This window comes from Trichormus variabilis 0441 (assembly GCF_009856605.1).
Lineage (GTDB): Bacteria > Cyanobacteriota > Cyanobacteriia > Cyanobacteriales > Nostocaceae > Trichormus > Trichormus variabilis.
On record NZ_CP047242.1, the window covers coordinates 1,574,772 to 1,598,317 of the forward strand.

At 41.7% G+C, this 23,546-nt stretch carries 18 protein-coding genes; 7 read left to right on the forward strand and 11 right to left on the reverse strand.

The window, feature by feature from the left end; genetic code table 11:
- Positions 1-5: 5 nt before the first annotated feature.
- The gene (locus tag GSQ19_RS06260; protein WP_011317109.1) at positions 6-1,208 is read right to left on the reverse strand and encodes a DUF4336 domain-containing protein; all 1,203 of its coding nucleotides are present in this window, start codon (positions 1,206-1,208) and stop codon (positions 6-8) included.
- Between the two features lie 182 nt (positions 1,209-1,390).
- On the opposite strand from GSQ19_RS06260, the gene GSQ19_RS06265 reads away from it, so the two are divergent.
- Positions 1,391-2,086, forward strand: coding sequence for a hypothetical protein (locus tag GSQ19_RS06265; protein ID WP_011317110.1), 696 nt, complete (start codon positions 1,391-1,393; stop codon positions 2,084-2,086).
- 38 nt (positions 2,087-2,124) lie between these two features.
- Here the strand turns inward: GSQ19_RS06265 and GSQ19_RS06270 are convergent, their stop codons facing one another.
- From GSQ19_RS06270 to GSQ19_RS06280, 3 genes are all read right to left on the reverse strand, one after another.
- A complete protein-coding gene (locus GSQ19_RS06270) occupies positions 2,125-2,886 on the reverse strand; it encodes a hypothetical protein (RefSeq protein WP_041455908.1) in 762 nt (253 codons plus the stop codon).
- Between the two features lie 752 nt (positions 2,887-3,638).
- Positions 3,639-4,637, reverse strand: a complete 999-nt coding sequence (locus GSQ19_RS06275; RefSeq protein ID WP_011317112.1) for a GGDEF domain-containing protein — start codon at positions 4,635-4,637, stop codon at positions 3,639-3,641.
- Positions 4,638-5,423: 786 nt separating this feature from the next.
- Positions 5,424-5,627, reverse strand: a complete 204-nt coding sequence (locus tag GSQ19_RS06280; protein ID WP_011317113.1) for a heavy-metal-associated domain-containing protein — start codon at positions 5,625-5,627, stop codon at positions 5,424-5,426.
- Between the two features lie 444 nt (positions 5,628-6,071).
- Here GSQ19_RS06280 and alaS point away from each other — a divergent pair, with 444 nt between their 5' ends.
- The gene (alaS, locus tag GSQ19_RS06285; protein WP_011317114.1) at positions 6,072-8,714 is read left to right on the forward strand and encodes an alanine--tRNA ligase; all 2,643 of its coding nucleotides are present in this window, start codon (positions 6,072-6,074) and stop codon (positions 8,712-8,714) included.
- 315 nt (positions 8,715-9,029) lie between these two features.
- On the opposite strand, the gene GSQ19_RS06290 is transcribed toward alaS, so the two are convergent.
- The 6 genes from GSQ19_RS06290 to GSQ19_RS06315 form a co-directional block, all read right to left on the reverse strand.
- Positions 9,030-9,479 carry an HNH endonuclease gene (locus GSQ19_RS06290; protein ID WP_011317115.1) on the reverse strand — a complete coding sequence of 150 codons (450 nt, stop codon included), beginning with the start codon at positions 9,477-9,479 and terminating at the stop codon, positions 9,030-9,032.
- 15 nt (positions 9,480-9,494) lie between these two features.
- Positions 9,495-9,761, reverse strand: a complete 267-nt coding sequence (locus GSQ19_RS06295) for a hypothetical protein (RefSeq protein WP_011317116.1) — start codon at positions 9,759-9,761, stop codon at positions 9,495-9,497.
- Between the two features lie 46 nt (positions 9,762-9,807).
- Positions 9,808-11,877, reverse strand: coding sequence for a tetratricopeptide repeat protein (locus GSQ19_RS06300; protein WP_011317117.1), 2,070 nt, complete (start codon positions 11,875-11,877; stop codon positions 9,808-9,810).
- A gap of 104 nt (positions 11,878-11,981) precedes the next feature.
- The gene (locus tag GSQ19_RS06305) at positions 11,982-12,413 is read right to left on the reverse strand and encodes a hypothetical protein (RefSeq protein WP_011317118.1); all 432 of its coding nucleotides are present in this window, start codon (positions 12,411-12,413) and stop codon (positions 11,982-11,984) included.
- Positions 12,414-12,556: 143 nt separating this feature from the next.
- Positions 12,557-13,399, reverse strand: a complete 843-nt coding sequence (locus GSQ19_RS06310) for an IS630 family transposase (protein WP_011317119.1) — start codon at positions 13,397-13,399, stop codon at positions 12,557-12,559.
- Positions 13,400-13,433: 34 nt separating this feature from the next.
- Positions 13,434-13,718 (reverse strand): helix-turn-helix domain-containing protein, encoded by a 285-nt coding sequence (locus GSQ19_RS06315; protein ID WP_011317120.1) that lies wholly within the window; start codon positions 13,716-13,718, stop codon positions 13,434-13,436.
- Between the two features lie 198 nt (positions 13,719-13,916).
- On the opposite strand from GSQ19_RS06315, the gene GSQ19_RS06320 reads away from it, so the two are divergent.
- On the forward strand, positions 13,917-15,572 hold the full coding sequence (locus GSQ19_RS06320; RefSeq protein WP_041455935.1) for an IS5-like element ISAva5 family transposase: 1,656 nt from the start codon (positions 13,917-13,919) through the stop codon (positions 15,570-15,572).
- A 286-nt stretch (positions 15,573-15,858) separates the two neighbouring features.
- Here GSQ19_RS06320 and GSQ19_RS06325 read toward each other — a convergent pair whose 3' ends face one another.
- Positions 15,859-16,725: a D-Ala-D-Ala carboxypeptidase family metallohydrolase gene (locus tag GSQ19_RS06325; protein ID WP_224311956.1), complete on the reverse strand. Its 867-nt coding sequence runs from the start codon at positions 16,723-16,725 to the stop codon at positions 15,859-15,861.
- Positions 16,726-17,186: 461 nt separating this feature from the next.
- Here GSQ19_RS06325 and GSQ19_RS06330 point away from each other — a divergent pair, with 461 nt between their 5' ends.
- From GSQ19_RS06330 to GSQ19_RS06345, 4 genes are all read left to right on the forward strand, one after another.
- Entirely contained in the window at positions 17,187-17,675 is a 489-nt protein-coding gene (locus tag GSQ19_RS06330; RefSeq protein ID WP_011317124.1) for a hypothetical protein, read from the forward strand.
- A 38-nt stretch (positions 17,676-17,713) separates the two neighbouring features.
- The gene (locus tag GSQ19_RS06335; protein ID WP_011317125.1) at positions 17,714-17,950 is read left to right on the forward strand and encodes a DUF6737 family protein; all 237 of its coding nucleotides are present in this window, start codon (positions 17,714-17,716) and stop codon (positions 17,948-17,950) included.
- Positions 17,951-18,174: 224 nt separating this feature from the next.
- Positions 18,175-23,064: a response regulator gene (locus tag GSQ19_RS06340; protein ID WP_011317126.1), complete on the forward strand. Its 4,890-nt coding sequence runs from the start codon at positions 18,175-18,177 to the stop codon at positions 23,062-23,064.
- Between the two features lie 67 nt (positions 23,065-23,131).
- A complete protein-coding gene (locus GSQ19_RS06345) occupies positions 23,132-23,515 on the forward strand; it encodes a response regulator (RefSeq protein ID WP_041455909.1) in 384 nt (127 codons plus the stop codon).
- The last annotated feature ends 31 nt before the right edge of the window (positions 23,516-23,546 follow it).

Below are 23,546 nucleotides of genomic sequence, written 5' to 3' on the forward strand. Positions count from 1 at the left end.
AATTTTTAAACTTTCTCTCTCGGTGGTGTAGCAATGCCTCGTTTCAATAAATTTGCTTCCAGTTCTTTGATGAATCGCAAATCTTCTACCAACAAAGCCTGATTGTCGCTATCAACAGAGTTATTTTCTAGGAAAGTGAAGGCTTGGCGAAATTGTTCAGGACTGGCGATAAATGGTGAGTCAAAGTGACAGGAAATAATCTGTTGAAAATTCCACTGTGCTACTGTATCAGCCCAGTTAAGAACTTTCTTTGGGGCTTGGGGCAGAATCAGCACTTGTAAAATCGGGGCGACAAAAGGTCGTCCATTGGCGGATAAGGCAGCAAAGGACTGTTGCCAATTTTCTTGCCAGCGAAAGGGGAAAAAACCGAAGTATGCTTTGGCGGAATGATCTGGTGCTTTGAGTGCATCGCGCCACATCTGCCCCAATTCAGTTAATCCCAGGGCGCTAGGGCGAAAGTAAATAGCAAATAGGGCAATACGCTGCCATCCTTGGCGACGGTTAGCTGGGTTATCTTCAATGACTTGCCCTGCGTTATCCCTGGCGTGAAATAGCAAGGGGTAAGGTTCTAATTCCAAGATAGCGGGTGGTTCTGCTGGCACAGACAGAACAGCATCGGTAACAAGTAGAGTATGCGATCGCCTATGGAAAAATGCCACCTCCACAAAAGAACCTCGTCCCAGATTAATATCCAGTACTGCATAATCAAACTCATCCGCAAAAGGCGTTTGACTAGAGTCTTCTGGTAGTACTTGAGTCCGGTTTTGGGGAAAACCCAGCCAACTCAGTGGTAAATTAAATGGGAAACTCCACTGATGGGGGGCAACAAATACCTGTGCTTGGGGAAACTTACGCGCAAAGGGGCCGACAAATATTTTATGTTCCAGACCAGAACTGGTAGGTAGAATTATGTACTTAACTTCACCATGCTGGGCAACTAACTCATTAACTAATCGGACACATTCCTTCGTTGGGGCGACTGGCGCATAAATTAGCAAGCCACCTGCATTTAGCTTGATTACAGTCATCCTAATCGGCACTACGGTGTAGAGAATGCCTTGAACTTGGTCAAATGTCCAAATGGTATCTTTAACTACTTCCCGGCAAAGTGTGCGCTTTCTACCGTAGGGATAAAGCGGTAAAGCAGGCCAGAACGGCCATGACCAATCTTGGGGATTATTGTTGTGGGAGTGTACTTGTGGATTCATCTTTTAGTCAGTGGTCAGTTGTCAGTTGTCAATAGTCAATAGTCAGTAGTCAGTAGTCAATTTTCTTCCTCCTACCTCCCCAATCCCCAATCCCTAATCCCCAGTCCCCAATCTCCAGTCTCTCTTATGGGACGTTGATCCATATAATGAAGAAAAGTTAATTTGTACTTAAAAAAGTAAACATGAGTCAAACTGCTTTAAATCTAGTTGCAATCTCTGTTTTTCTCATGACGATGTCGGCTTTATTGGGGCCGTTAATTAACTTATCGCCAGCAGTCCCCGCGATCGCTACCTTCACAATTTTAGGTATAGCAACTTTTGATAGTTTTAGCTTGCAAGGCAAAGGCGGAACTATCCTTTTAGATTGGATTGCGGGGTTTTCACCACAACACCGCGATCGCATTATTCACCACGAAGCTGGACACTTTTTAGTGGCATACCTCTTGGGCGTTCCTGTTACAGGTTACACTCTCAGTGCATGGGAAGCGTGGAGGCAAGGGCAACCTGGCCAAGGCGGTGTTACCTTTGATGATGTTGAATTAGTGTCTCAAGTAGAACAAGGTAAAATCAGTAATCAGGCATTGGAACGCTACTGCACTATTTGTATGGCAGGAATCGCTGCGGAAACTTTGGTTTTTGAGCGCGCTGAAGGTGGAACCGATGATAAAAGCAAATTAGCAACTATCTTTAAAGTCTTGGGTTTTTCTGAGTCAGTTTGTCAGCAGAAACAACGGTTTCATGTCCTCCAAGCCAAAACTTTACTACAGAATAACTGGGCGAGTTACCAAGCTTTAGTCCAAGCTATACGTCAAAAATCAACGATCGCCGATTGTCAAACAGCGATCGCTAATGCTCCTGTGGAAGCAGACAGAAGCTAGTGAGCAAATATACTTAATTGTTGGCAGTAAAATTGCAGTTACCCGTCATTGCGTATAGAGTAATTAGTTTCCTGTATATTTCCTATGTGCATTCTTTCCTGCTCAATCCCAATAGAACTTTTTAACTGTTGATAAGAACAATCCATGAAATAGCTGAACCAAGTTACAATCCCCAAGAATTTTAAACCTTCTTCAATTGTGTAATGTAAGAACATACTCTCTGGTGTAGCTATATCAACGATAGTGGAAATTGCAAAGAATGAAAGAGCTAAAAGTAAAATATTGTAATTAGTTATTTTAAAAATAGATTTAAATCGATATAAATACATACCAATTAAAATCATATAAATAATAAAAAATACTGTCTCAAAGAAATTTTGAACTCTTCTAGGATTTTCCCAAGTCTTCAAATCTACAAAGGGATGGAAATAATATTCGTGAATCTGAAATAAGTCATCAAGAAGGATAAACAGAGTCAGAAATCCGGATAATAAGAGGAAATTCGACCATTTTTTTGACCTTACGAGCTTATTTTTACTTAAAAAGCTAGCAGTAAATATAGAAATTGCTGCCGATGCACACCAGAAAAGTATGCCTAACATAGAAATCATGCCAGCATAAGGAGGTAGCTTGCCAATTTCGTTGGGATCTGCAACCAATGTATAAAAGGGAATGCCATTTAGCTTAAATATAATCTGCATTAGGAGAAGAAAAACAGTCGCAGGTAAAACTACTGTGACTATCAGCAATCGCATATTTTTAAATAATCCTAAATTCGCCATATCCCCTTGTTTTGCCATCAAAAAATTACTCCTTTTGATAGATACAAATTCAATAATGGCCGTTGACAGTTAACCGTCAACAGTCAACAAACCATGCAAGTGATTATGTAATTTAAAAGCGTCATAGCTTATGTAAAAACCGATCACACAAAGGTGTCAAAGCAGATCCAAAAACATCTGACAACTGAAAGGCGATCGCTTAATAAACTATTTTGTTAAGATTCGTTTACCTAGAGCATGAAAAATCATGGGATTACAATATTTAGGTTAACTCTAGATTAACCAATGAATAATAAAATTTTAAAATAAAACGTGGAAAATTCTACTGAATGCTTTTATTTCGTCAGTGGAGTTAATCACATGAGAAAAAATCAGGGTTTTGGGATGTAGATGCGTAAATATTCAAAACCCTGACACCGAAGTCAATTTCAGAGTCTACTAGCTGAGGAAATAAACAAATGAATTGTTAGGGCTTACATCTGTTTTAGATAAAGCTTTTAGACTCTTATATACGTGAGTTGTTACTGCTTTAACAAAAACAATTACATACTCATTTATACGCTTACTAATTTATATGGGTATTAACAAGATTAAGCAAATAACAAGCACTATTTGTTGACGTTGATATCCAACTAATTTACGGTACAGTTCACATACCATCAGCTCGTTTTGTAAGCGTAGTGGCAGTCAGAACACAGCTAAGTGTAATTCGATATGGACTAACGAAATACTATACTTAGCAATAAATTTGTTAGCAAAGAAAAACACCATCAAGAAACAGCTTTTAGGGATGACAATTTAGATAATCGATGCTCCCCGATAACTTGGTTACGTCCAGATGCTTTAGCTGCGAGTAGGCATTGATCGGCGCGATCTAACAGGCTATTTCCCTGTTCATCATCATCTGTTCCCAGACAAGCCACACCCAAGCTAATGGTGACACTAATCATGAGTTTACTATTGATACTAAACTGCTGTTCACCTACTATCCGATTGAGGCGTTCCGCCACGATCATTGCTTCTTCACCGGTGGTATGAGCCAGAATGACGACAAACTCCTCACCACCATAACGGAACGCGGTATCTTGAGAGCGTAAATTATGGCGTAGCCGAGTACATAACAACTGCAACAGGCGATCGCCAATTAAGTGTCCATACTGATCATTGACTTTCTTAAAATAATCCACATCTAGAATCACTAAACTCAAAGGAAGATTTTGATTACGAGCTTTGGTAATTTGTCTGGGTAAATCCCATTCCAAGGCGCGCCGATTGTTCAATTCTGTCAAAGAATCAGCTAAAGCGATCGCTGATAAGATATGGTTTTTCTGGAGCAAATCGCGGTACTTCTGCGCTTTACGCAAACCAACTGTTAATTGACCCAATATCAGATTGTGAGTTGCCGTTACTTCCGTCGGCAGTTGCCAAATATAAGCATCTGCACCTTGGTGAAGTGCTGTGGCAGTCATCTCAAACTCCCATTCCCAGCCGTTTTGACTTCGCTGTGCTAGTTGTTGAGGACGATCTTCCACGAGAATACAGTGTATACACGATAGCTGAGTTTGTTCTTTCAACCAGCTGCACAATTCTACACTACCCTTGAGGCTTGCCTGCACAAATATGACATCAGGTGACGCAGTTTGGATCTGCGATGCGGCCTGATGAAAATCCGTAATCACTACTAACTTATCAGTAGCTCTCTTATGGATCTGATCGGGAAGTTTTGTGAGAAAGTCATAACTTCCAAAGACCAGAATTGTCATAGTCATGGCTGTATTTTTTGCCTTTTTTCTAGCTAAGAATTACTGATATTCTGCCGATTCATGAATATATTGTCTCTGGAAACAAGAGACCTTTACATATACTGATATAGTCTTAACTCTAAATATAATATTACCTAGTAATTTTAATGTCATCTTAATACATTACTTAAGATAGATGAAAATCATATAAAGATAGACTATTGTTACTAATCTCTAGTTTTTATATTTTATTTTTTAAACAGTGAAAATACTGAAAATTTTATATTATAGCCATATAATCACTGTATTTACTCAGGTATTTAGAGCTTAAAAATATTAACCGGATCATGGTTTTTAAATTTCTTGTTTAGGATCTAGGATTTTTTTATAGTTCATTAATCAATAATTATAAATATTTTATATTTCCAGAAAATAAGTATAGATAACTACTCGAAATGACTATACTTTATGCTATCCACCGGATTTTCCTATGTGATTATACTTAATTGATAGGTCTTATTGAGGTATTTACTCAAATATATATCACTTAGCTATGTAAGTGTATCTACTCTGTAACAAAATATTTTTTGAGAATAATTTGTGAAATAGCTCTTTAAAAAAGACTATTTCCCGTAGAATTTAGCAATTATTAATAATATCCTTTGCAAGGGAACACAAAACATTAAATATTACTTTTACCTAATCCTAATATTAAGGGGGTATTTGCTATTACAATCAATAGATACAAACATGAAAGCAAACATTACCTAAATGCAGTGATATCAACTTTATATCTTGGTAAGAATATGATAATTATTGATAACCCTCTATACTATAACCAGTAGCCACAATTACTTGTTTAATAGACTCATCAGAAGCTTTAGAGTCTACAGTGACTGTTTTATCCTGAACATCTACCTTTACTAGAGCATCTGGTTCCATCACATGAATAGATTCAGTAATTTTAACTGCACAACTATCACAGGCAATATCAGGAACTTTAAGTTTTAGAGACATGACTGACCTCGGTACGTACTTTGAATTCAACTTATCTAAGTGAATTGTCAATATTCATCTGACTAAAGATATAGGATTCATACTGGATTTCTGAAATATATGTAGGGTGGGCATTGCCCATTAAAACCTTGAGAGGGTGGGCATTGCCTAAAAATAGGTAGTTGAAGAAATACATACATAGAAATACAGAAAAATTGCGGAGGTGAGCCTACCTACAAAAGCCACTGGCAGCAAAAGCAAACAAAATGCAAAAATATATAAAGCTACTTATGAAAATACACTTAGTAGACCCAAGTCCCAAGGCTGCTGACTCTTAACATAGTTGTCCTACCTTGAGGCATACTTTTTATGTATTGGGAACTGGGATAAAAGAATTAGTACTAATACCTAATCCCCAATCCCCAATCCCTAGTCCCCCATTAAACTACTTTTTCCTTTCCTCCCATGTCTTCAAACCCGCAGCACCTGAGTGGTAACGAAATTCGCACCCGATTCCTCGACTTCTATGCCCAAAGGGGACACCAAATTTTGGCTAGTGCTTCCCTTGTGCCGGAAGATCCAACCGTGCTGCTGACGATCGCGGGGATGCTACCATTTAAGCCGATATTCCTGGGGCAGCGCACACCAGAATTTAAACGGGCGACAACTTCGCAAAAGTGCATCCGTACTAACGACATCGAGAATGTGGGACGCACCAAACGGCATCAAACCTTTTTTGAAATGCTGGGTAACTTCAGCTTTGGTGACTACTTTAAAGAACAAGCGATCGCCTGGGGTTGGGAAATCTCCACAGAAGTTTTTGGCTTACCCAAAGAACGCCTAGTAGTCAGCGTTTTTGAGGAAGATGATGAAGCCTACGTAATTTGGCGCGATCAAATTGGTGTAACGGAAGCCAGAATTAAGCGCATGGGTGCAGATGATAACTTTTGGGTATCTGGCCCCACTGGCCCCTGTGGCCCTTGTTCAGAAATTTATTACGACTTCCACCCAGAACGGGGGGATGAAAATATTGATTTAGAAGATGACACCCGGTTTATCGAGTTTTATAACTTGGTATTCATGCAATACAATCGGGATGCGTCGGGTAATTTAACACCACTGCAAAACAAAAACATTGATACCGGGATGGGTTTGGAGAGAATCACCCAAATCCTGCAACAAGTACCGAATAATTACGAAACTGACTTAATTTTCCCGATTATCGAGACAGCAGCCAAAATTGCTGGCATTGACTACCACAGCAGCGATGAGACTACCAAAGTTTCCCTGAAGGTGATTGGTGATCATGTCCGTTCCGTTGTCCACATGATTGCTGATGAAATTCGCGCCTCCAATGTGGGGCGGGGTTATGTGTTGCGGCGATTAATTCGGCGGGTGGTGCGTCATGGACGATTGATTGGGATTAGCGGGGAGTTTATTAACCAAGTAGCCGAAAGAGCGATCGCTCTTTCCGAATCAGCATACCCCAATGTTCGCAAACGGGAAACCGTCATCAAAGCAGAACTAGAACGGGAAGAAGCTAATTTCCTCAAAACCCTTGATAGAGGGGAAAAACTCCTAGAGGAAATTATCCAACAGGTGAAGAAGCAAGGACAAACAATTATTAGTGGTGAAAGTGCTTTCACTCTTTACGATACCTACGGCTTCCCCCTGGAACTAACTCAAGAAATCGCCGAAGAAAACAACCTCACCGTTGATGAGGACGACTTTAATGTCGAGATGCAGAAACAAGTGGAACGCGCTAAAGCAGCCCACGAAACCATCGATTTAACTGTGCAAGGTTCCCTCGACAAATTAGCAGAACATATCCACGCTACCGAGTTCATCGGTTATAGCCAAGCAACAGCAACAGCAAAAGTAGAAGTTTTGTTAGTAGATGGTGTTGTTCAAGAAGAAGCAGAAGCAGGAACCGAAGTACAGATTGTCCTTGACAAAACGCCATTCTATGCTGAATCTGGGGGACAAATAGGCGATCGCGGTTATATCTCCGGTGATGGGATCGTTGTTCAGGTGGAAGATGTCAAAAAAGAATCTGATTTCTTCGTACATTTCGGACGCATCGAACGGGGAACCCTGCGCGTAGGTGATAGCGTCACCGCCCAAATTGACCGCGCTGGTCGTCGTCGCGCCCAAGCGAACCATACCGCCACCCATCTATTACAAGCAGCCTTAAAGACCATTGTTGATGGTGGCATATCGCAAGCCGGTTCTCTCGTCTCTTTCGACAGATTGCGCTTTGACTTCAACTCTCCCCGTGGGTTGACAGCAGAGGAAATTCAACAAGTTGAAGAACAGATTAACACCTGGATTGCTGAAGCCCACTCCGCCAAAATCGAAGTATTACCCCTAGCTGAGGCGAAAGCCAGAGGTGCGGTAGCCATGTTTGGGGAAAAATACGGTGATGAAGTCCGAGTCATAGATTTCCCCGGCGTATCGATGGAACTATGCGGTGGTACGCACGTAAGTAATACCGCAGAGATCGGCGTATTTAAGATTATTTCTGAAGCTGGTGTTGCTTCCGGAGTGCGGCGGATTGAAGCTGTGTCTGGACTAGCTGTACTGGATTACTTGAATGTGCGGGATAAAGTAGTTAAAGACTTAAGCGATCGCTTTAAAGTCAAACCCGAAGAACTACCAGAGAGAATCACCACTCTGCAAAATGAACTGAGAACCACAGAAAAGCAACTAGAAACCCTCAAGGGACAACTAGCGATCGCCAAATCCGACAGCCTACTACAAACAGCAGACACTCTTGGCGACCATAAAATCATAGTTGCCCAATTGGAAGGCGTAGACCCAGAATCCTTGAAAAGTGCAGCCGAACGCCTACTACAAAAAATCGGTAACGGCGCTGTGGTGTTGGGTTCCGTTCCCGAAGCCGACAAAGTTAGCTTAGTTGCAGCCTTCAGCCCAGAAGTCAACAAAAAAGGACTACAGGCCGGTAAATTCATTGGTGCGATCGCCAAAATTTGCGGCGGTGGCGGCGGCGGTAGACCAAACCTCGCCCAAGCCGGCGGACGCGATGCCAGTAAACTACCAACCGCCTTGGAACAAGCCCAGAGTGAGTTAAAATCGGCGTTAGGTTAGGACGTGAGAAATTAAGTTGTGGGGGTGTACTCACAAAATCGCTCCCATAACCCACGGAGAAAAACTACAGGCTTTTTTAGTTGTGAAAGACACTCAATTGTCTTGTTGCAATTTTGTACTTGAGCATCATTTCTCATGACTTAACTTGAGTTCGACGGAACCTAACCCCAACCCCTTCCCTACAAGGGAAGGCTGCTCAAAATCTATAACTGAGTACAAATAATGAAGGTTTTAAGCCTCTCCCCGACGCGGGGAGAGGTTTGGAGAGGGGTTCTTCCCAATTTATCGAACTCACGTTAACTTAATATTGAATGCTTAACTTATTTCTTCGATTGGATCTTCTGGCGGAGGATGGCGGTTAACTACTTTGTCAGCCGCACGAATATTCACAATTCTTTCTCGGTTTAAATTTAGCGCCGCTATTGTTGCTTTGCCAGTCGGTGTTAACCCATTAATTTTTAGTTTATCGGCAGACCAAATAAAATGCTCACTCCAAAGGCTTTGTCTTGGATTAAATAATGGAACTTCTAAACCAGATTCAGGATCTAAAGCTGTGGTTTTGGCTGACTTTCTACGGTTGCAATGAAAACAAGCTAAAGCCAAATTCTCTATAGTATCTTCACCGTTTTGACTTAAGGGAATAATATGATCCACCGTAAATAATACATACTGCCATTTTTCAGAGGCGTGGCAATATTCACATAATTCAGAGGCTCGTTGACGTATTTGTTGCTGAATTGCATCGGAAATTTTACGACTAGCCACATTTATATAATCTGGTTATTGGGGGTTTTGTAAAAGATTGCGAGCTATACGATTGAGAAAACTCAGGTAGTCGTCAATTTCTTCGTAGCTATCTAGTTCTTGTTCTTCTTCGGGTGTGAGTGGAGAAATTAGTTGTTTGGCTAGTAAAACTTCAATGCGGTTTTGGACAATATTAGAAGCCCTAAATATAGGTATTCCCGCTTGTAACTCAATGCTGATTACACCCTCTAAAGGTAAGTTAGCGGGTAGGTTTTGAAGCTTTGGCAGCAATGGAGTTGTCATAGTTAATTCTATGAAATGTTGTGATTGATTATAGCTTATATCTTGTTTACCGCCGGAACCAAGAGTGAAGCCAACGCCACAACCGCCGCAACCACGCCCAAAAACCACGGCGAGTAACTACAGGCGTTTGTGGTTGAGAAAGACGCTCAATTGCATCGTTGCAATTCTGCACATTGGCATCAAGTCCCATTTTTTGATAAAGTTCGCGTGCATTGCGATAAGCACCAAGCGCGTCTGATTCTCGGTTGACGTTTTCTAATGTCAAACCTAAATTAAACCAGGCTATTGCTTCCCCTCGAATATCGCCTATTTCTTTTGCTATTTCCAAAGACTGCTGGTAGAACTCAATCGCCCGTTGGTATTGCTCTAAGTAATAATGAGCAAGGCCTAAATTACTTAAAAATGAGCATTTTACATTGCGATCATTAGATATTACTAAAGACTGCTGGAAGAACTTTATTGCCCGTTGGTACTGCCCTAAAGATAAGTACACAAGACCCAAATTACCTAAAGATTTGCTTTCTGCATCACGGTCGCCAATCTTTCTAAATATTTCCCAAGACTTTTTGTAGAACTCAATTGCTGCTTGGTACTGTTTTAGACATAAGTAAATATTTCCCAAATTAGCTAAGGATTTGCCTTCTGTTGTTTTGTGATCACTTATTTCCCTAGATATTGTCAAAGACTGTTCGTAGAATTCGATTGCACTGTGATACTGCCCCTGTAATATGTAAGCATTACCCAACCCTGTTAAGGAAGCATTCTCCCAGAAGAGATCGCCTACCTGCCTAGATACTGTCAAAGACTGTTGAAAGAAAAAAATTGCCTGTGGGTAATATCCCAGAGAGTTGTAAGCATTGCCTAACGAAGTGAGAGTCGCTCGATAATTCCTGTTTTCGCTCTTGCCAGTTTTATTCCATGCTTGTACTAATTGCTCATATAAATCAACTTGGACAGTGTAATAGCCCCGCAAGCTCAAAAAATAATCGCAAAATTTTAATATATCAAATGCTGAGTCATAATTTTCTAGTTGAAACCAGTGATAAAAAACTTCTAGATATTCTTTGATATCATCTTTAGTCTGCCAAGGTTTTTGTTTAAAATTCAAAAGATAGTAATTAATAGCTCGTTGATGCGCCTCACTTTGATCACCAGCTTTATAACGCACATATTCCAACACCACAGGCTGAAACCCAAATTGCCGCTTACCATTGAGTTTTTCTACCAGCAAAGAACGCTTAACGATATTCCTTAATTCTCTCTCAATCTCTGGTGCTGAACTTCCCGGCAACATCGCTACGGCTGCTGCACTGTCAACCGCAACACGATAAACACTAATATTCAGCAATAACGCTTTTTGCAGTTCACTCAATCTATTAAAACTGGCATCCAATACCAACACCATCCCCACATTTTCCCGGCGATGCACACCTACTACTTGGGCATCTGTCAACAACTGCTGCAAATTCCCTAAGCCTAAATCTGCTAATCTGCTTAAATTCGGGTCTTGTGAATATTCTTCTTTTAATAAATCTGCTACCAATCTCAACAATAGGGGATGCCCATCTACTAACTTGACAAACTCCCCTAAATCCCCTTTAATACCCAATGCTGTTAATAGTGCTACCCCTTCATCTACTTGTAAACCCTTCAGGGATAGCCACTCAAAGCCTTTTAATTCCGGTCTTTCCCTGGTGGTAACTAACACCTTACTATTACCGCCAGATTCCACCCATGTTTGGAAAAAGTCGCCGTAAAATAAACTTCCCCACTGTCTATCAGGTTGTAATAAGCTTTCCAGGTTGTCAATAATCAGTAAAAATTGCCCAGAACGCAAGCACCTAACTAACGCCTCCACTAACTGCGTTTCTTGTTCTGGTACATAAAAGCCAAATTCTGTTAATACTTCTCTGGCTAAATCGCTAAAACTTGCACCGTTACTGACATCAGCCCAAAATCGCTTGGGGAAACCCGCAATTTCATCATAAATCTTTGTCGCCAGCGTTGATTTACCCGTGCCACCGATGCCTTCTATACCAATTAAAAAGGTATCATCATCACTTAACCATTGCTGTATTTGAGCGTATTCTGTTTTTCGTCCTTGCCAGTAAGCCAAACTTTTACCTGGATTCCCCGCTTTGAGAACCCCCGGCGATTCTGCCTTGGTACTGCTTTCTAATAAAGTTAAGATTTCCTCCTGTTGAGCAGTAATAATATTAATTACTTTGGGTTGTCGTACCTCCTCAAATCATAGGTAGGATTATTAACGTTACCGGCTGTATTTATCTGTATACTTTCACCATAAGCTTGAGCATTGAGATTAACAGAACTATCATTAGATTTTGTTGCTTGCAAAATCTGGGCTATTTCCTCAGCCAGTGTTGTATCAGCATCCAAAATTTTCTTGAGTTGCACCCGCAGACTTGCTTGTAAATCCTCATCCTCTGGCTTTTGTGCTACATCCGCCGCCGCTTCTTTGGCGGCTTCCTTAGCCTCTACTTTTGGCTGTAGCTTACCCCAAATAGCCTTGGCTTTATCCCAACCATCTGCACCAGCTTGTTGATATGCACCTTCGGCAACTTTACTACCCACATTCAGCAGAGATGGCAGATAGGGTGCAAGAAATGTAACGATTGAGGCGATATCTATCATTGTGAGAACTTATACAATACGTTTGTAACTGTTAGGTGGGATCTTAGCGTATTTACTTAGGTGTGAAAAGTAATGTAGCAGTTTGTAGTTGAGTCAAATACAGACCTAACCCCCAGCCCCTTCCCTACATGGAAGTTAAGGAATTATGTCGGTAATAAGCCAACGTAGTGGAGGAGGTCTAAAGACCCTTGACGGAACTGTTCAAGGAAATCGGCCACTCGTTGTTTGAGTGTATTCCAATCGTCGCTCAAACGATGTAAATGAATTACCTGTTGCCTTAACCAGCGCCAAAGCTTTTCAATCGGGTTGAGCCAAGGGGCATAAGTGGGCAAGTTGAGCAGGGTAATCGGTAATGGGTCGCTGGAGCGTTCTGGCATCTTCAACTGAGACCAACTGTTGGGTAATTTGGGGGAATAAGCAAAGTCCTGCGCTTGCAACTGAGCCAGTAGATTAGGGTGAAAATGCACTGGCCAGTTATCCTCCACAACATAAATTTGTTCCACCGTGGGATAATCCGCTCGAATCATGCCATAAAACTTGGACAGTACCGAGACACTGATTTGGGATCGCAACAAGTACGTTAGTTGTCCGCTCAGTGGATTGAGCGCGCCAATACCCCGATAGCATGTGTCGCTTTTGTGAGAGCGACGGGCTAAGGGTTGAGAGGAACCCACTGCTTCCCAGTCTGGCGCTAAACTCGGCTGACGATAGAACCCAAACTCATCGAGATAGACTAGGACATAGCGTTGTGGGTCATACCAAGCTCGCAATAAGGCTAACTCAATTTGACTGCACTTGTCCTCATAGAAACGATCTGGGCTATGCACATAGTCTCGCCCTCGCTTATAACTGATACCCAGACGTTCTAGCAGTTGCGATAAGCCCGCTTTGGTTGTGACTCGCAGCCACCGACAGCAATCAGCGAGCGCTTGCAAACTCCACCGACTTTGAGCATATCCCAACACTTGCGGGTCACGCCGAACCACAGATATAAGTTCCGCTTTGGCTGTAGCGCTATCCTCACACTGAGGGAAAAAAAGCGGGCTTACGTCCTCGTCCTGAGCGAATCATTAATCCTGCTATCCCTTCGCGCTGATAGCGTTTCACCCATCCATATACTGTATCGGGGTCACGAGGTTTCAGTAACCCTGTAGTGGCAACTTGCAATCCAGATTCTCCATCTGCTATTTTCAGTAACCCAGCCGCACGTTCTCGAATATACGGACGCGAATCATGATCTCGCGCAAACTCTAATTCATCTTTTTGCTCAGCCTTGAGAGCCAAGCTGATCGGTTTTCGACTCATCCTACAAAACCTGCTGATCTCTCCTCTTCTAAATTACCGAATTATTTTCTTTACTTCCATCAAGGGAAGGGAGTAATACTCAAAGCCTCTCTCCTACAAGGATACTGTTGGCGAATTATTGAAGGGTTAAGCCCCTCAAGAGTTTGGAACAGTGGAAAAAAGAGAATAAGTATATTGAGCGTAGCATCTACAAAGATTATGACCCTGCACCCGCGTGATATGTCGCAGATTCCTGAAACAACAGCGCAAGTAGCCCGGAATTCATTTCCCAAAGGGAACATATATATGAAGATGCGGGATGAAATAGGAGTGTTATATAAGGATGAGGATTTTGTCAAACTTTACCGCGCAGATTGTGGTCAAAGTGGAATATCAGCAGGACAACTGGCATTAGTGACAGTAATGCAATTTATCGAAGGTTTAACGGATAGACAAGCGGCGGATGCAGTGAGGGGTCATATTGATTGGAAATACGCACTATCGTTGGAATTAAATGACCCAGGGTTTGATTATTCAGTACTTTCAGAATTTCGTCAGCGATTAATCAAAGCAGGACGAGAGCGAGAGTTACTCAACCAAATGCTAGCTCGTTTCCAAGAACTAGGTTGGCTCAAAAATCGCGGCCGTGTCAGAACTGATTCAACTCACGTATTAGCCGCAGTACGACAGTTAAATCGTTTGGAATTAGTGGGAGAAACTTTACGTCATACCTTAAATGACTTGGCTTATTTTGCCCCTGATTGGCTCAAATCGAGAGTTGACGTTGATTGGTTTGAACGTTACTCCCTGAGATTTGAGCAATACCGCTTGCCCAAATCAAAAGCCGAACGTGAGAAATTGAGGCGAAAAATTGGTGAGGATGGTCATCATTTGCTATCCGCTTTGTATGCAGACTCAACTTGTAATTGGCTGTGGCAGATTCCATCAGTGGAAACATTACGTATAGTTTGGGTGCAACAATACTATATTCAATTGCAACAAGTCTATTGGCGAGAACAAGATAACTTACCACCAAATAGACTACAGATTGAATCTCCTTACGATGTTGATGCACGCAATTCCAGCAAGCGAGAAATCAACTGGACTGGTTATAATCTGCATCTGACAGAAATTTGTCACCCCATACTGCCAAACTTAATTATCAATGTGGAAACGTCCGTGGCCACAAGTGCGGATGTTGAGATGACACCAGTAATTCATTCTCGTTTAAACCAGAACAATCTTTTGCCACAAGAACATGTTGTCGATACTGGCTATGTCAATGCTCAAAACTTAGTCGATAGTCAATCCCATTTTCATGTTGATTTAGTAGGAAAAGTTCCCCCCGGAACTAGTTGGCAAGCAACAGCACAATCCGGCTTTGAGCAAAATTGCTTCACTATTCATTGGGATTTGATGCGTGTTGATTGCCCAATGGGTAAACAAAGTAAGTCCTGGCGTACAACTGTCGATAGCCATGACAATCCAGTAGTCAAAATACAATTTGACAAATCCGATTGTTCGCTTTGTTCAAGTCGCTCAAAATGCACTCGCTCCAAAAAACTACCGCGTCTTCTGACCCTCAAACCACAGGAACTACATCTTGCATTACATGATGCTCGCATTCGCCAAAAAACTGAATCTTTTCAACAAATTTATCACCAACGTGCTGGCGTTGAAGGCTTGATTTCCCAAGCTACTGGTCGCTACCAATTACGCCGTTGTCGCTACATTGGTCTTGCCAAAACTCTCTTGCAGCATGTCATTACTGCTGCTGCTATCAACTTCAGTCGGATGTGGGATTGGTGGCAACATGTCCCACGCAGTCAGACTCGCGTTTCTCACTTTGCTCGAATTGCTCCCACTGCCTCATAGTATTCCTGATTTTCTATTTTGTGATGATTGGTTTTGCCCTCTATCAATTCGCCAACAGTATCCTTGTAGGAGCGAGGTTTGGAGAGAGGTCAAAGTGTATTGCATACAAACGAGAAGCGCTAGATTAGTCTAATCTATTACTAGTATGAGGGCATCTAGTATGAGTGTATAAGGTGCGATATTTTTAACCCCTTCCCGTGTTGGAAAGGGGTTAGGTTTTATATATCTCACCTTTAATTAGTGCGATCGCACTTACTCAGAGGCTATCCTTTGACAATAGAATTGATTAGGGATAATCAAAAACCACACGACCGCCTGGCCGCCAGTCGCAGTGGATGAAACCTCGGTGCATACCTCTACCTAGTCCTGTACAGTCAGAAGCACGGCAAATTTGTAAGAGTTTGCCAAAATTACCATCTACAGGAGCAATATCCAAAGCGAGACCGTTAATATGCTGGGAAAAACGAGCGCCACCTATGCGACGATTCACAGCAGGTGTACGATAGGCAGAATTAATGGAAATTGGGCTGTCGTATTTATCTCGAATTTTGCCAAAGCCTCTGGCTGCTTTGATAATATTATTAATAACTGCTTTTGATTCTGGATTTCTTTCTGGGTCACATCCCTTAGTAATTTCGCCCCAAGTTAAGGGAATACCCGCCACCACTAACTCATTTTCGTATACTGTTTCTCCAGTCACTAACCTTAAAGAACGTCCAGTTTTAGTTCCTAATGTTGATGTAGGTAAAGGTGTGAGTGTGCGAGTTTGTTCTTCATTGGTTTGATGCTCTTCTGCAATCTCTAGTAATGCAGCAGCAGTAGTCGGTCCCAATAAATCAGGGGAATCGAGCCAAACACTCTCTTTAAATTCTGCAAATGCTTTTTGGGTGAGATTACCAGCAACGCCGTCAACACCACCTTTATAAAGTCCCTTCTTATTCAGTAGGGTTTGAATTTCTTTGATAATATCAGTATCAGCTTCGCTAAGCTTAAGAGTACCATTACTGGCTTGAAATTTTTCTAAGCTAGAAAATTCTACGGTAGATTCTGCCATGAATACATCTCCTTGGGTAATGAATTGAAGCATTACTGCTTCAGCGTTTCTATCTGGCTGCTTAATGTGGTGATAAAGAACTACAATTCCCTTGGTCAAATTTCCAATAAGACAAGATTACTCATTGGAAAAAGTAATACAAAGCTATGCCGACGGGTACAGCAGCGCTTAGGGCTGTAGTGGGAGTTGTCCAGCGTGTTGAATAAATAAGCCCTAGTTCCTTTATATACTAGTAGTTTTGACTAGTCATCTAGTATAACTCTGTAAAATAAAATCGCAAACAAGTAGTGGAAATGATACCAATTTTAATTATTTTGTTGATATATGAATGAACATCATAACTTAGTAGAATAAGCGCTCATCCAGGCATCTGTCATTTTATTTCTACAAATGGGTATTATCTAAGTCGGTCACATTTAGATAATATATTAGTGATAAATATTACATTACCAGCTAAACCACATAATTATTTTCTGATCTTGTATTAAAATTTATTAATAGAAATTCTCGATATCAACTCAAAAGCTGTAACTAGTACACACTTCATGAAGGAAAGCCGTATGAAAAGAATTATCTGGTATCCTCTGATGAGTGCTTTACTAATAGGAGTACATGGGCAAGGAATATCTCCAGCAAGTGCAGGGAACACTCAAAGTACTGCCAAGCAAATTCACCAGGAACCAGTTCAACCACAATTCCTAGCTAGACTTCATAAAACTAATACTGTCAATGTCAGTCAGACGACAAAAGAAATTAATGAAAAAACAGCTTATAGCTTAGTCTGGAATCTTCCGCAGGTACAACGCAAAGCTAGAACAATTCAGAGACTATCAAGAGGAGCTATCAAGGTAGATGCGATCGTTGATGGTTTACCTACCCCTGATGATCCTTACTACAAAGTTCGCGTCTATGAAGACCAGCCAGACCATAATACAACCATTTATTGGTTTCGTGTGTCTAAAACTGGTGTAATAGAGGCTTTAGATGTTATAGAAAATCAGTATATCTCTTTAGAAGCATGGACACAGCAATTGAGAAGAAGACGCTAATACTAAGTGAAAATTACAACTAGAACAAAATATAACTTATGTCTGAGCAAAAAACTCTGAATCCCTGGAATTATAAACCTTGGTGGTGTCAACCCTGGTCAATTTTACTGACTGGTTTAACCCTAATTGGTGGTAGCTGGTTACTGTTGAAAATTATCTGGGTAACTGTAATGGTTGCTATTCCTGTATTAGTTTGGATGGGATTTTTTTTGTTGATTTGGCCGCAACTAATGATTCGCAGTGGAGTTTTAGAATCTGCCGAGTTGGATTCTTAATACAACAGTATTGCCAAATCGAATTTTGGCAATTTGCTACTGAATAATTTATTCCTAAAGATTGATAAATATTTATATTGGTTAATTAAACTTAATCTTTATAAGAGTTATGAACTAAGATACTTTTAAGTACGAGAATTTTATTAATTTGGGTTTAATCCCAAAAGATTTTATTTCTAATCTATTAAGTCTATTCAATAATTAACGTTAGTAAACTTAATAATATGAAAATTTTAATTGTCGAGGATGACGAGTTAAATGCTTATGCGCTGACAGCCGTTCTCACGAATCAGAACTATGCAGTTGAAGTAGGATCTGATGGTATTACTGCTTGGGAATTAATCCAAACTTACGATTATGATTTGATTCTTTTGGATGTGATACTACCCAGATTGGATGGGATTAGTCTTTGTCGGCAAATACGGTCAAGTGGTCGGCAGATGCCAATTTTATTATTAACCGGTTGTGATAGTAGCCACGAAAAGGCGATTGGGTTAGATGCAGGTGCAGATGATTATGTAGTTAAACCGTTTGATGAAGAAGAATTAGTGGCGCGTGTACGGGCTTTGTTACGTCGGGGAGGCACAACAGCCCAGCCGATTCTAGAATGGGGTAATTTGCAGCTTGACCCCAGTAGTTGTGAAGTCAGATACAATCAAAATTTACTATCATTAACTCCCAAGGAATATGCACTTTTGGAGTTATTTCTGCGTCACAGCCGCCGAGTGTTCAGCTGTAGCATGATTTTAGAACACATATGGTCTTATGAAGACACTCCAGGAGAAGAAGCGGTACGCACCCATATAAAGGGCTTGCGGATGAAGTTGCGTAACGCGGGAGCGCCTGGTGATTTAGTAGAAACAGTCTATGGAATTGGTTATCGCCTCAAAGCACAGGAAGAGGAACAAGGAAGTAAGGACGAGGTAAAACATTCTCAGTCTACTTCAAAAGGCAAATCTCAGCAGCAAACACTGACTGCAATAGCTGGTATTTGGCAAAAGTTTTATGGGCGGGTAGATGAGCAAGTCAAGGTATTGGAACAAGCGGCGATGACCTCTGACCGACCGGAAATCGTCACCCTTACTCAAGAGACTTTAAACCCAGAATTACGCTCACAAGCAATACGAGAAGCCCACACACTAGCCGGTTCACTGGGGACTTTTGGTTTACCTGAAGGGTCGAAGTTAGCCAGGAAAATTGAGCAACTATTGAAATCTGGTAAGAAATTAACGCCGACTGAGATTCAAAGTTTGCAAAATTGGGTCAAGTTATTAAGGCAAGAGGTTGCAGCACATGAACCGCAAGCAGCATCACCCGAAACAACTTCAGCAGCTATCCTCCAGCTACAACCTCCTCAAGCAGAAGCAAAAGTCTTAGCAGTAGACGACGACCCGCAAATTCTCGCCATATTGCAAACATTACTTCATCCTTGGGGATTACAAGTAATTACCTTAGATGATCCGCGTCAATTTTGGGAAACGTTAAGAGATGTGAATCCAGACCTGTTAATTCTAGATGTGGAGATGCCTTATACCAATGGTATAGAACTATGCCAGGTGGTGAGAAATGATCCCCAATGGAGTGAATTGCCCATACTCTTCCTGACGGTTCACAAAGATGGGGAAATTGTCAATCAGGTATTTAGTGTTGGTGCTGACGACTTTGTTAGTAAACCCATCGTCGGGCCAGAGCTAGTAACGCGAATTATCAATCGGTTAGAACGGGTGAAATTGCTACATAAAGTAAGTGAGAGTAGGGGTATAGGGGAAAAAAATTCTCCCCCATCCCCTAGCTTCACAGATTGGCGCACTATTTTCAACGCTGAACCAGAATGCGTCACCATAGTGGCTACTGATGGTACTTTATTGGATATTAATCCAGCCGGTGTGGCAGCTATAGAAGCAGATAGTGCTGGTGCAGTGATTGGTAAGCGGGTGTATTCGTTGGTAGTTCCTGAATATCAACAGGTGTTTCGCCAACTCAATGAAAGCGTTTGTCAAGGAGAACAAGGAACACTAGAATTTGAAATTATCACTTGTCGTGGTAACCGTCGTTGGATGGCGACTCACGCTGTACCTGTGCGAAATGAAACAGATGGTAATTTGGTGCAGTTGTCAATTACACGGGATGTCACCCAATACAAACAAGCAGAACTGGAAATTAAACGCATTAATCGCACCTTGCAAACTTTAAGTGACTGCAATCAATTAGTAATACGTACTCAAGATGAAGGTGAGTTATTGCAGAAAGTTTGCCAAATTTTAGTGGATGTTGGTAACTATCGATTAGCTTGGGTGGCTTTTGCAGAAAATGATGCTGAAAAAAGTATTCATCCAGTGGCTCAAGCTGGTTATGAACAAGGATATCTGCAATCTCTCAATCTTACTTGGGCAGATACAATCCGGGGTCAAGGGCCGACAGGAACGGCAATTCGCACCGGAAAAACAGCCATTATTCAAAATATTTTGACTGATCCTAGATTTGAAATTTGGCGCTGTCAAGCTAGTAATCGGGGTTACGCATCGTCCATTTCTTTACCCTTAATGAATAATGGTCAAGCTTTTGGTGCCTTGAACATCTACGCTGCGGAAGCGAATGCTTTTGATAGTGATGAGGTGAAACTTTTAGAGGAACTGACAGCAGATGTGGCTTATGGCATAGTAGCATTACGCAATCGGCGCGATCGCCAAATTGCCGAAGCAGCACTACGCGAAAGTCAAGAACGTCTGGCTTTGACCCTAGAAGCAGTCAACTTAGGCATTTGGGACTGGAACATCACGACTAACCAAATTATCTGGTCTGAAGGTCACGCCCGATTATTTGGCATAGAATCAGAGAAATTTGACGGGACTTATGAAGCCTTTCAAGCTTGTATCTATCCGGAAGACAGGGGAGGCTTGGCAGAGGTAATCAATTCGGCTCGCCAGCAAAAAACTGACTACAGTCATGAATTTCGCATCATTTCGCCAGATGGTAATATTCACTGGATTGAAGGAACAGGCAAACTCTACTACAACGAAATGGGTGAAGCAGTGCGGATGTTGGGTATAGTCAGAGATATTACTTCCCGCAAGCAAATAGAAGCAACTCTGCAAAAAGTCAATAACGAACTGGAGTTGAGAGTAGCAGAACGAACTGCTGAGTTAGTCAACGTCAATCGACAATTGCAATCAGAACTCGACGAACGCCAGCGCGTAGAGGAAGCACTACGCATATCGCAAGTGCGGCTGGCACGCATTTTAGACATTGCTGATGATGCCATTATTTCTATTAACGGTAACCAACAAATCACTTTATTTAATCAAGGTGCAGAGAAAATTTTTGGCTACTCTGCCGAGGCAATTATCGGACAACGCCTAGATACACTTATACCCCAGCGTTTCACCCAGGCACATCGTCAGCACGTAGCTGATTTTGGACAGGCTCCCAACTTGGCACGGCGTATGGGAGAGCGGCGAGAGATATTTGGTCGTCGTCAAGATGGAACAGAATTCCCGGCTGAGGCTTCTATCTCCAAATTTCAACTAGATAAAGAGGTATTTTATACTGTAATTTTACGTGATATTACAGAAAGAAAACAAATTGAACGGATGAAAGATGAGTTTGTTTCTGTTGTCAGTCATGAACTCCGCACCCCCTTAACTTCTATTCATGGTTCCTTAGGAATGCTAGCTAGTGGTTTATTACCAGCCGACTCAGAACAGGGGAGACGTTTGTTGGAAATTGCCACTGATAGTACAGAACGCCTAGTACGGTTGATTAACGACATATTAGATATAGAACGTATCGAATCTGGTAGGGTGAAAATGGAGCGAGAAAGTTGCAACCTTACCGACTTGATTGAGTCCGCAGTTAGTATTATGCGGCCTTTAGCTAATAAAGCTGGAGTGAAATTATCAGTTTCCCATCCATCAATTCAATTATGGGTTGATCCAGACCGGATTGTGCAGACATTAACTAATCTGTTGAGTAATGCGATTAAATTTTCGACGGCGGAGAAAACAGTATGGTTAGTAGCACAACAATATGGCGATGAACTATTGGTGACGGTGAAAGATAACGGACGCGGTATTCCCGCCGACAAACTTGATAGTATTTTTGAGCGGTTTCAACAGGTAGATTCTTCCGATTCACGCAACCATGACGGTACTGGTTTGGGCTTAGCTATTTGCCAAAGTATTGTACAGCAGCATGGCGGACGCATCTGGGCAGAAAGTGTCTTGAGCGAAGGTAGTAATTTTTACTTTACTTTACCAATTTTACCAATATCCCCAAATTCAGAACTTCCCGACTCTCTCACCCATTACCCCTTATCCCCAGAGGGGGACTTACCTTCCCCAATTCCCAGTACCCACTCCCCCCTAGTTTTAGTTTGTGACGATGATCCACTTATCCGCACAGAACTACAGTCACTCTTAGAACAAGGAGGATATCGAGTAGTCACGGTGGCTACTGGAAAAGAAGCGATTGCCTCAGCGTCAACTCAACATCCAGATGTGATTGTACTAGATTTACTCATGCCAGGGATGAATGGTTGGGAAACAATGGCTATGTTGAAGGAAAGTACAGAAACCAAACATATCCCAATTGTGATTTGCAGTGTCTACAAACCGACTACAAATAACCAACCCAGTAGTGATTTTGTTGATTGGATAAGTAAACCAGTCCAAGAAAGCTATCTGTTACATTCTCTCAGACAAGCAATAGCCAAATCTTCCCGCCGAGTCCGCATTCTTATTGTTGAAGATGATGCAGATTTAGCTGAGTTGTTTGTTACCTTGTTTGAAAGACATGATATTGAAACCTTCTCAGCCAAAACCGGACGGGAAGCCATCCACCTCAGCCAAGAAGTAAATCCTGATTTACTCATTCTTGATTTAATTTTGCCAGAAACTGACGGATTTGCTGTTGTAGATTGGCTACAGAAGCACCAGCGCCTATGTAATATCCCTGTAGTGGTTTACTCTGCTAAAGACTTGGATGAATCAGAACGTAAACGCCTCAAGCTAGGACATACAGAATTTTTAACCAAAGGCCGTGTCACAACCAAAGAGTTTGAACAACGAGTAATTGAACTACTTCAGCGAATTACGCCGACTAATGTTAGGGATTAGGGGTTAGGGATTGGGGTGCAGGGGAAGCAGGGGGTGCAAAGAACAATAACTAATGACTAATTTAACTATGAACAACAAACGAATTTTAGTGGTCGATAACGAGCAGTATATTCAAGAAGTTGCCAAGATTTGCTTGGAAACAGTTGCAGGCTGGGAGGTTGTCACAGCCAGTTCAGGACAAGAAGGCATAAATAAAGCCGAGACTTACCAACCAGATGCAATTTTACTAGATGTGATGATGCCGGATATGGATGGTATCGCTACATTTGAGAAACTGCAAGCCAATTCCGTCACCCAAAAAATACCAGTAATCTTATTAACCGCCAAAATCCAAGCCTCTGACCGTCGCCGCTACTCCCAATTGGGGATGGTGAGTGCGATCGCTAAACCCTTCAATCCGCTAGAATTAGCTGGTCAAGTAGCCACCGCCCTTGGTTGGAATTTAGCCTGAACTACCAATATCAAGCCCAACTAATTACCAA

What these genes read in the sequence shown, in the direction of transcription:
- GSQ19_RS06260 (WP_011317109.1), bottom strand. Translation starts at nt 1,208, where the DNA reads ATGAATCCACAAGTACACTCCCACAACAATAATCCCCAAGATTGGTCA.
- GSQ19_RS06265 (WP_011317110.1), top strand. Translation starts at nt 1,391, where the DNA reads ATGAGTCAAACTGCTTTAAATCTAGTTGCAATCTCTGTTTTTCTCATG.
- GSQ19_RS06270 (WP_041455908.1), bottom strand. Translation starts at nt 2,886, where the DNA reads ATGGCAAAACAAGGGGATATGGCGAATTTAGGATTATTTAAAAATATG.
- GSQ19_RS06275 (WP_011317112.1), bottom strand. Translation starts at nt 4,637, where the DNA reads ATGACTATGACAATTCTGGTCTTTGGAAGTTATGACTTTCTCACAAAA.
- GSQ19_RS06280 (WP_011317113.1), bottom strand. Translation starts at nt 5,627, where the DNA reads ATGTCTCTAAAACTTAAAGTTCCTGATATTGCCTGTGATAGTTGTGCA.
- alaS (WP_011317114.1), top strand. Translation starts at nt 6,072, where the DNA reads ATGTCTTCAAACCCGCAGCACCTGAGTGGTAACGAAATTCGCACCCGA.
- GSQ19_RS06295 (WP_011317116.1), bottom strand. Translation starts at nt 9,761, where the DNA reads ATGACAACTCCATTGCTGCCAAAGCTTCAAAACCTACCCGCTAACTTA.
- GSQ19_RS06305 (WP_011317118.1), bottom strand. Translation starts at nt 12,413, where the DNA reads ATGATAGATATCGCCTCAATCGTTACATTTCTTGCACCCTATCTGCCA.
- GSQ19_RS06315 (WP_011317120.1), bottom strand. Translation starts at nt 13,718, where the DNA reads ATGAGTCGAAAACCGATCAGCTTGGCTCTCAAGGCTGAGCAAAAAGAT.
- GSQ19_RS06320 (WP_041455935.1), top strand. Translation starts at nt 13,917, where the DNA reads ATGACCCTGCACCCGCGTGATATGTCGCAGATTCCTGAAACAACAGCG.
- GSQ19_RS06330 (WP_011317124.1), top strand. Translation starts at nt 17,187, where the DNA reads ATGAAAAGAATTATCTGGTATCCTCTGATGAGTGCTTTACTAATAGGA.
- GSQ19_RS06335 (WP_011317125.1), top strand. Translation starts at nt 17,714, where the DNA reads ATGTCTGAGCAAAAAACTCTGAATCCCTGGAATTATAAACCTTGGTGG.
- GSQ19_RS06340 (WP_011317126.1), top strand. Translation starts at nt 18,175, where the DNA reads ATGAAAATTTTAATTGTCGAGGATGACGAGTTAAATGCTTATGCGCTG.
- GSQ19_RS06345 (WP_041455909.1), top strand. Translation starts at nt 23,132, where the DNA reads ATGAACAACAAACGAATTTTAGTGGTCGATAACGAGCAGTATATTCAA.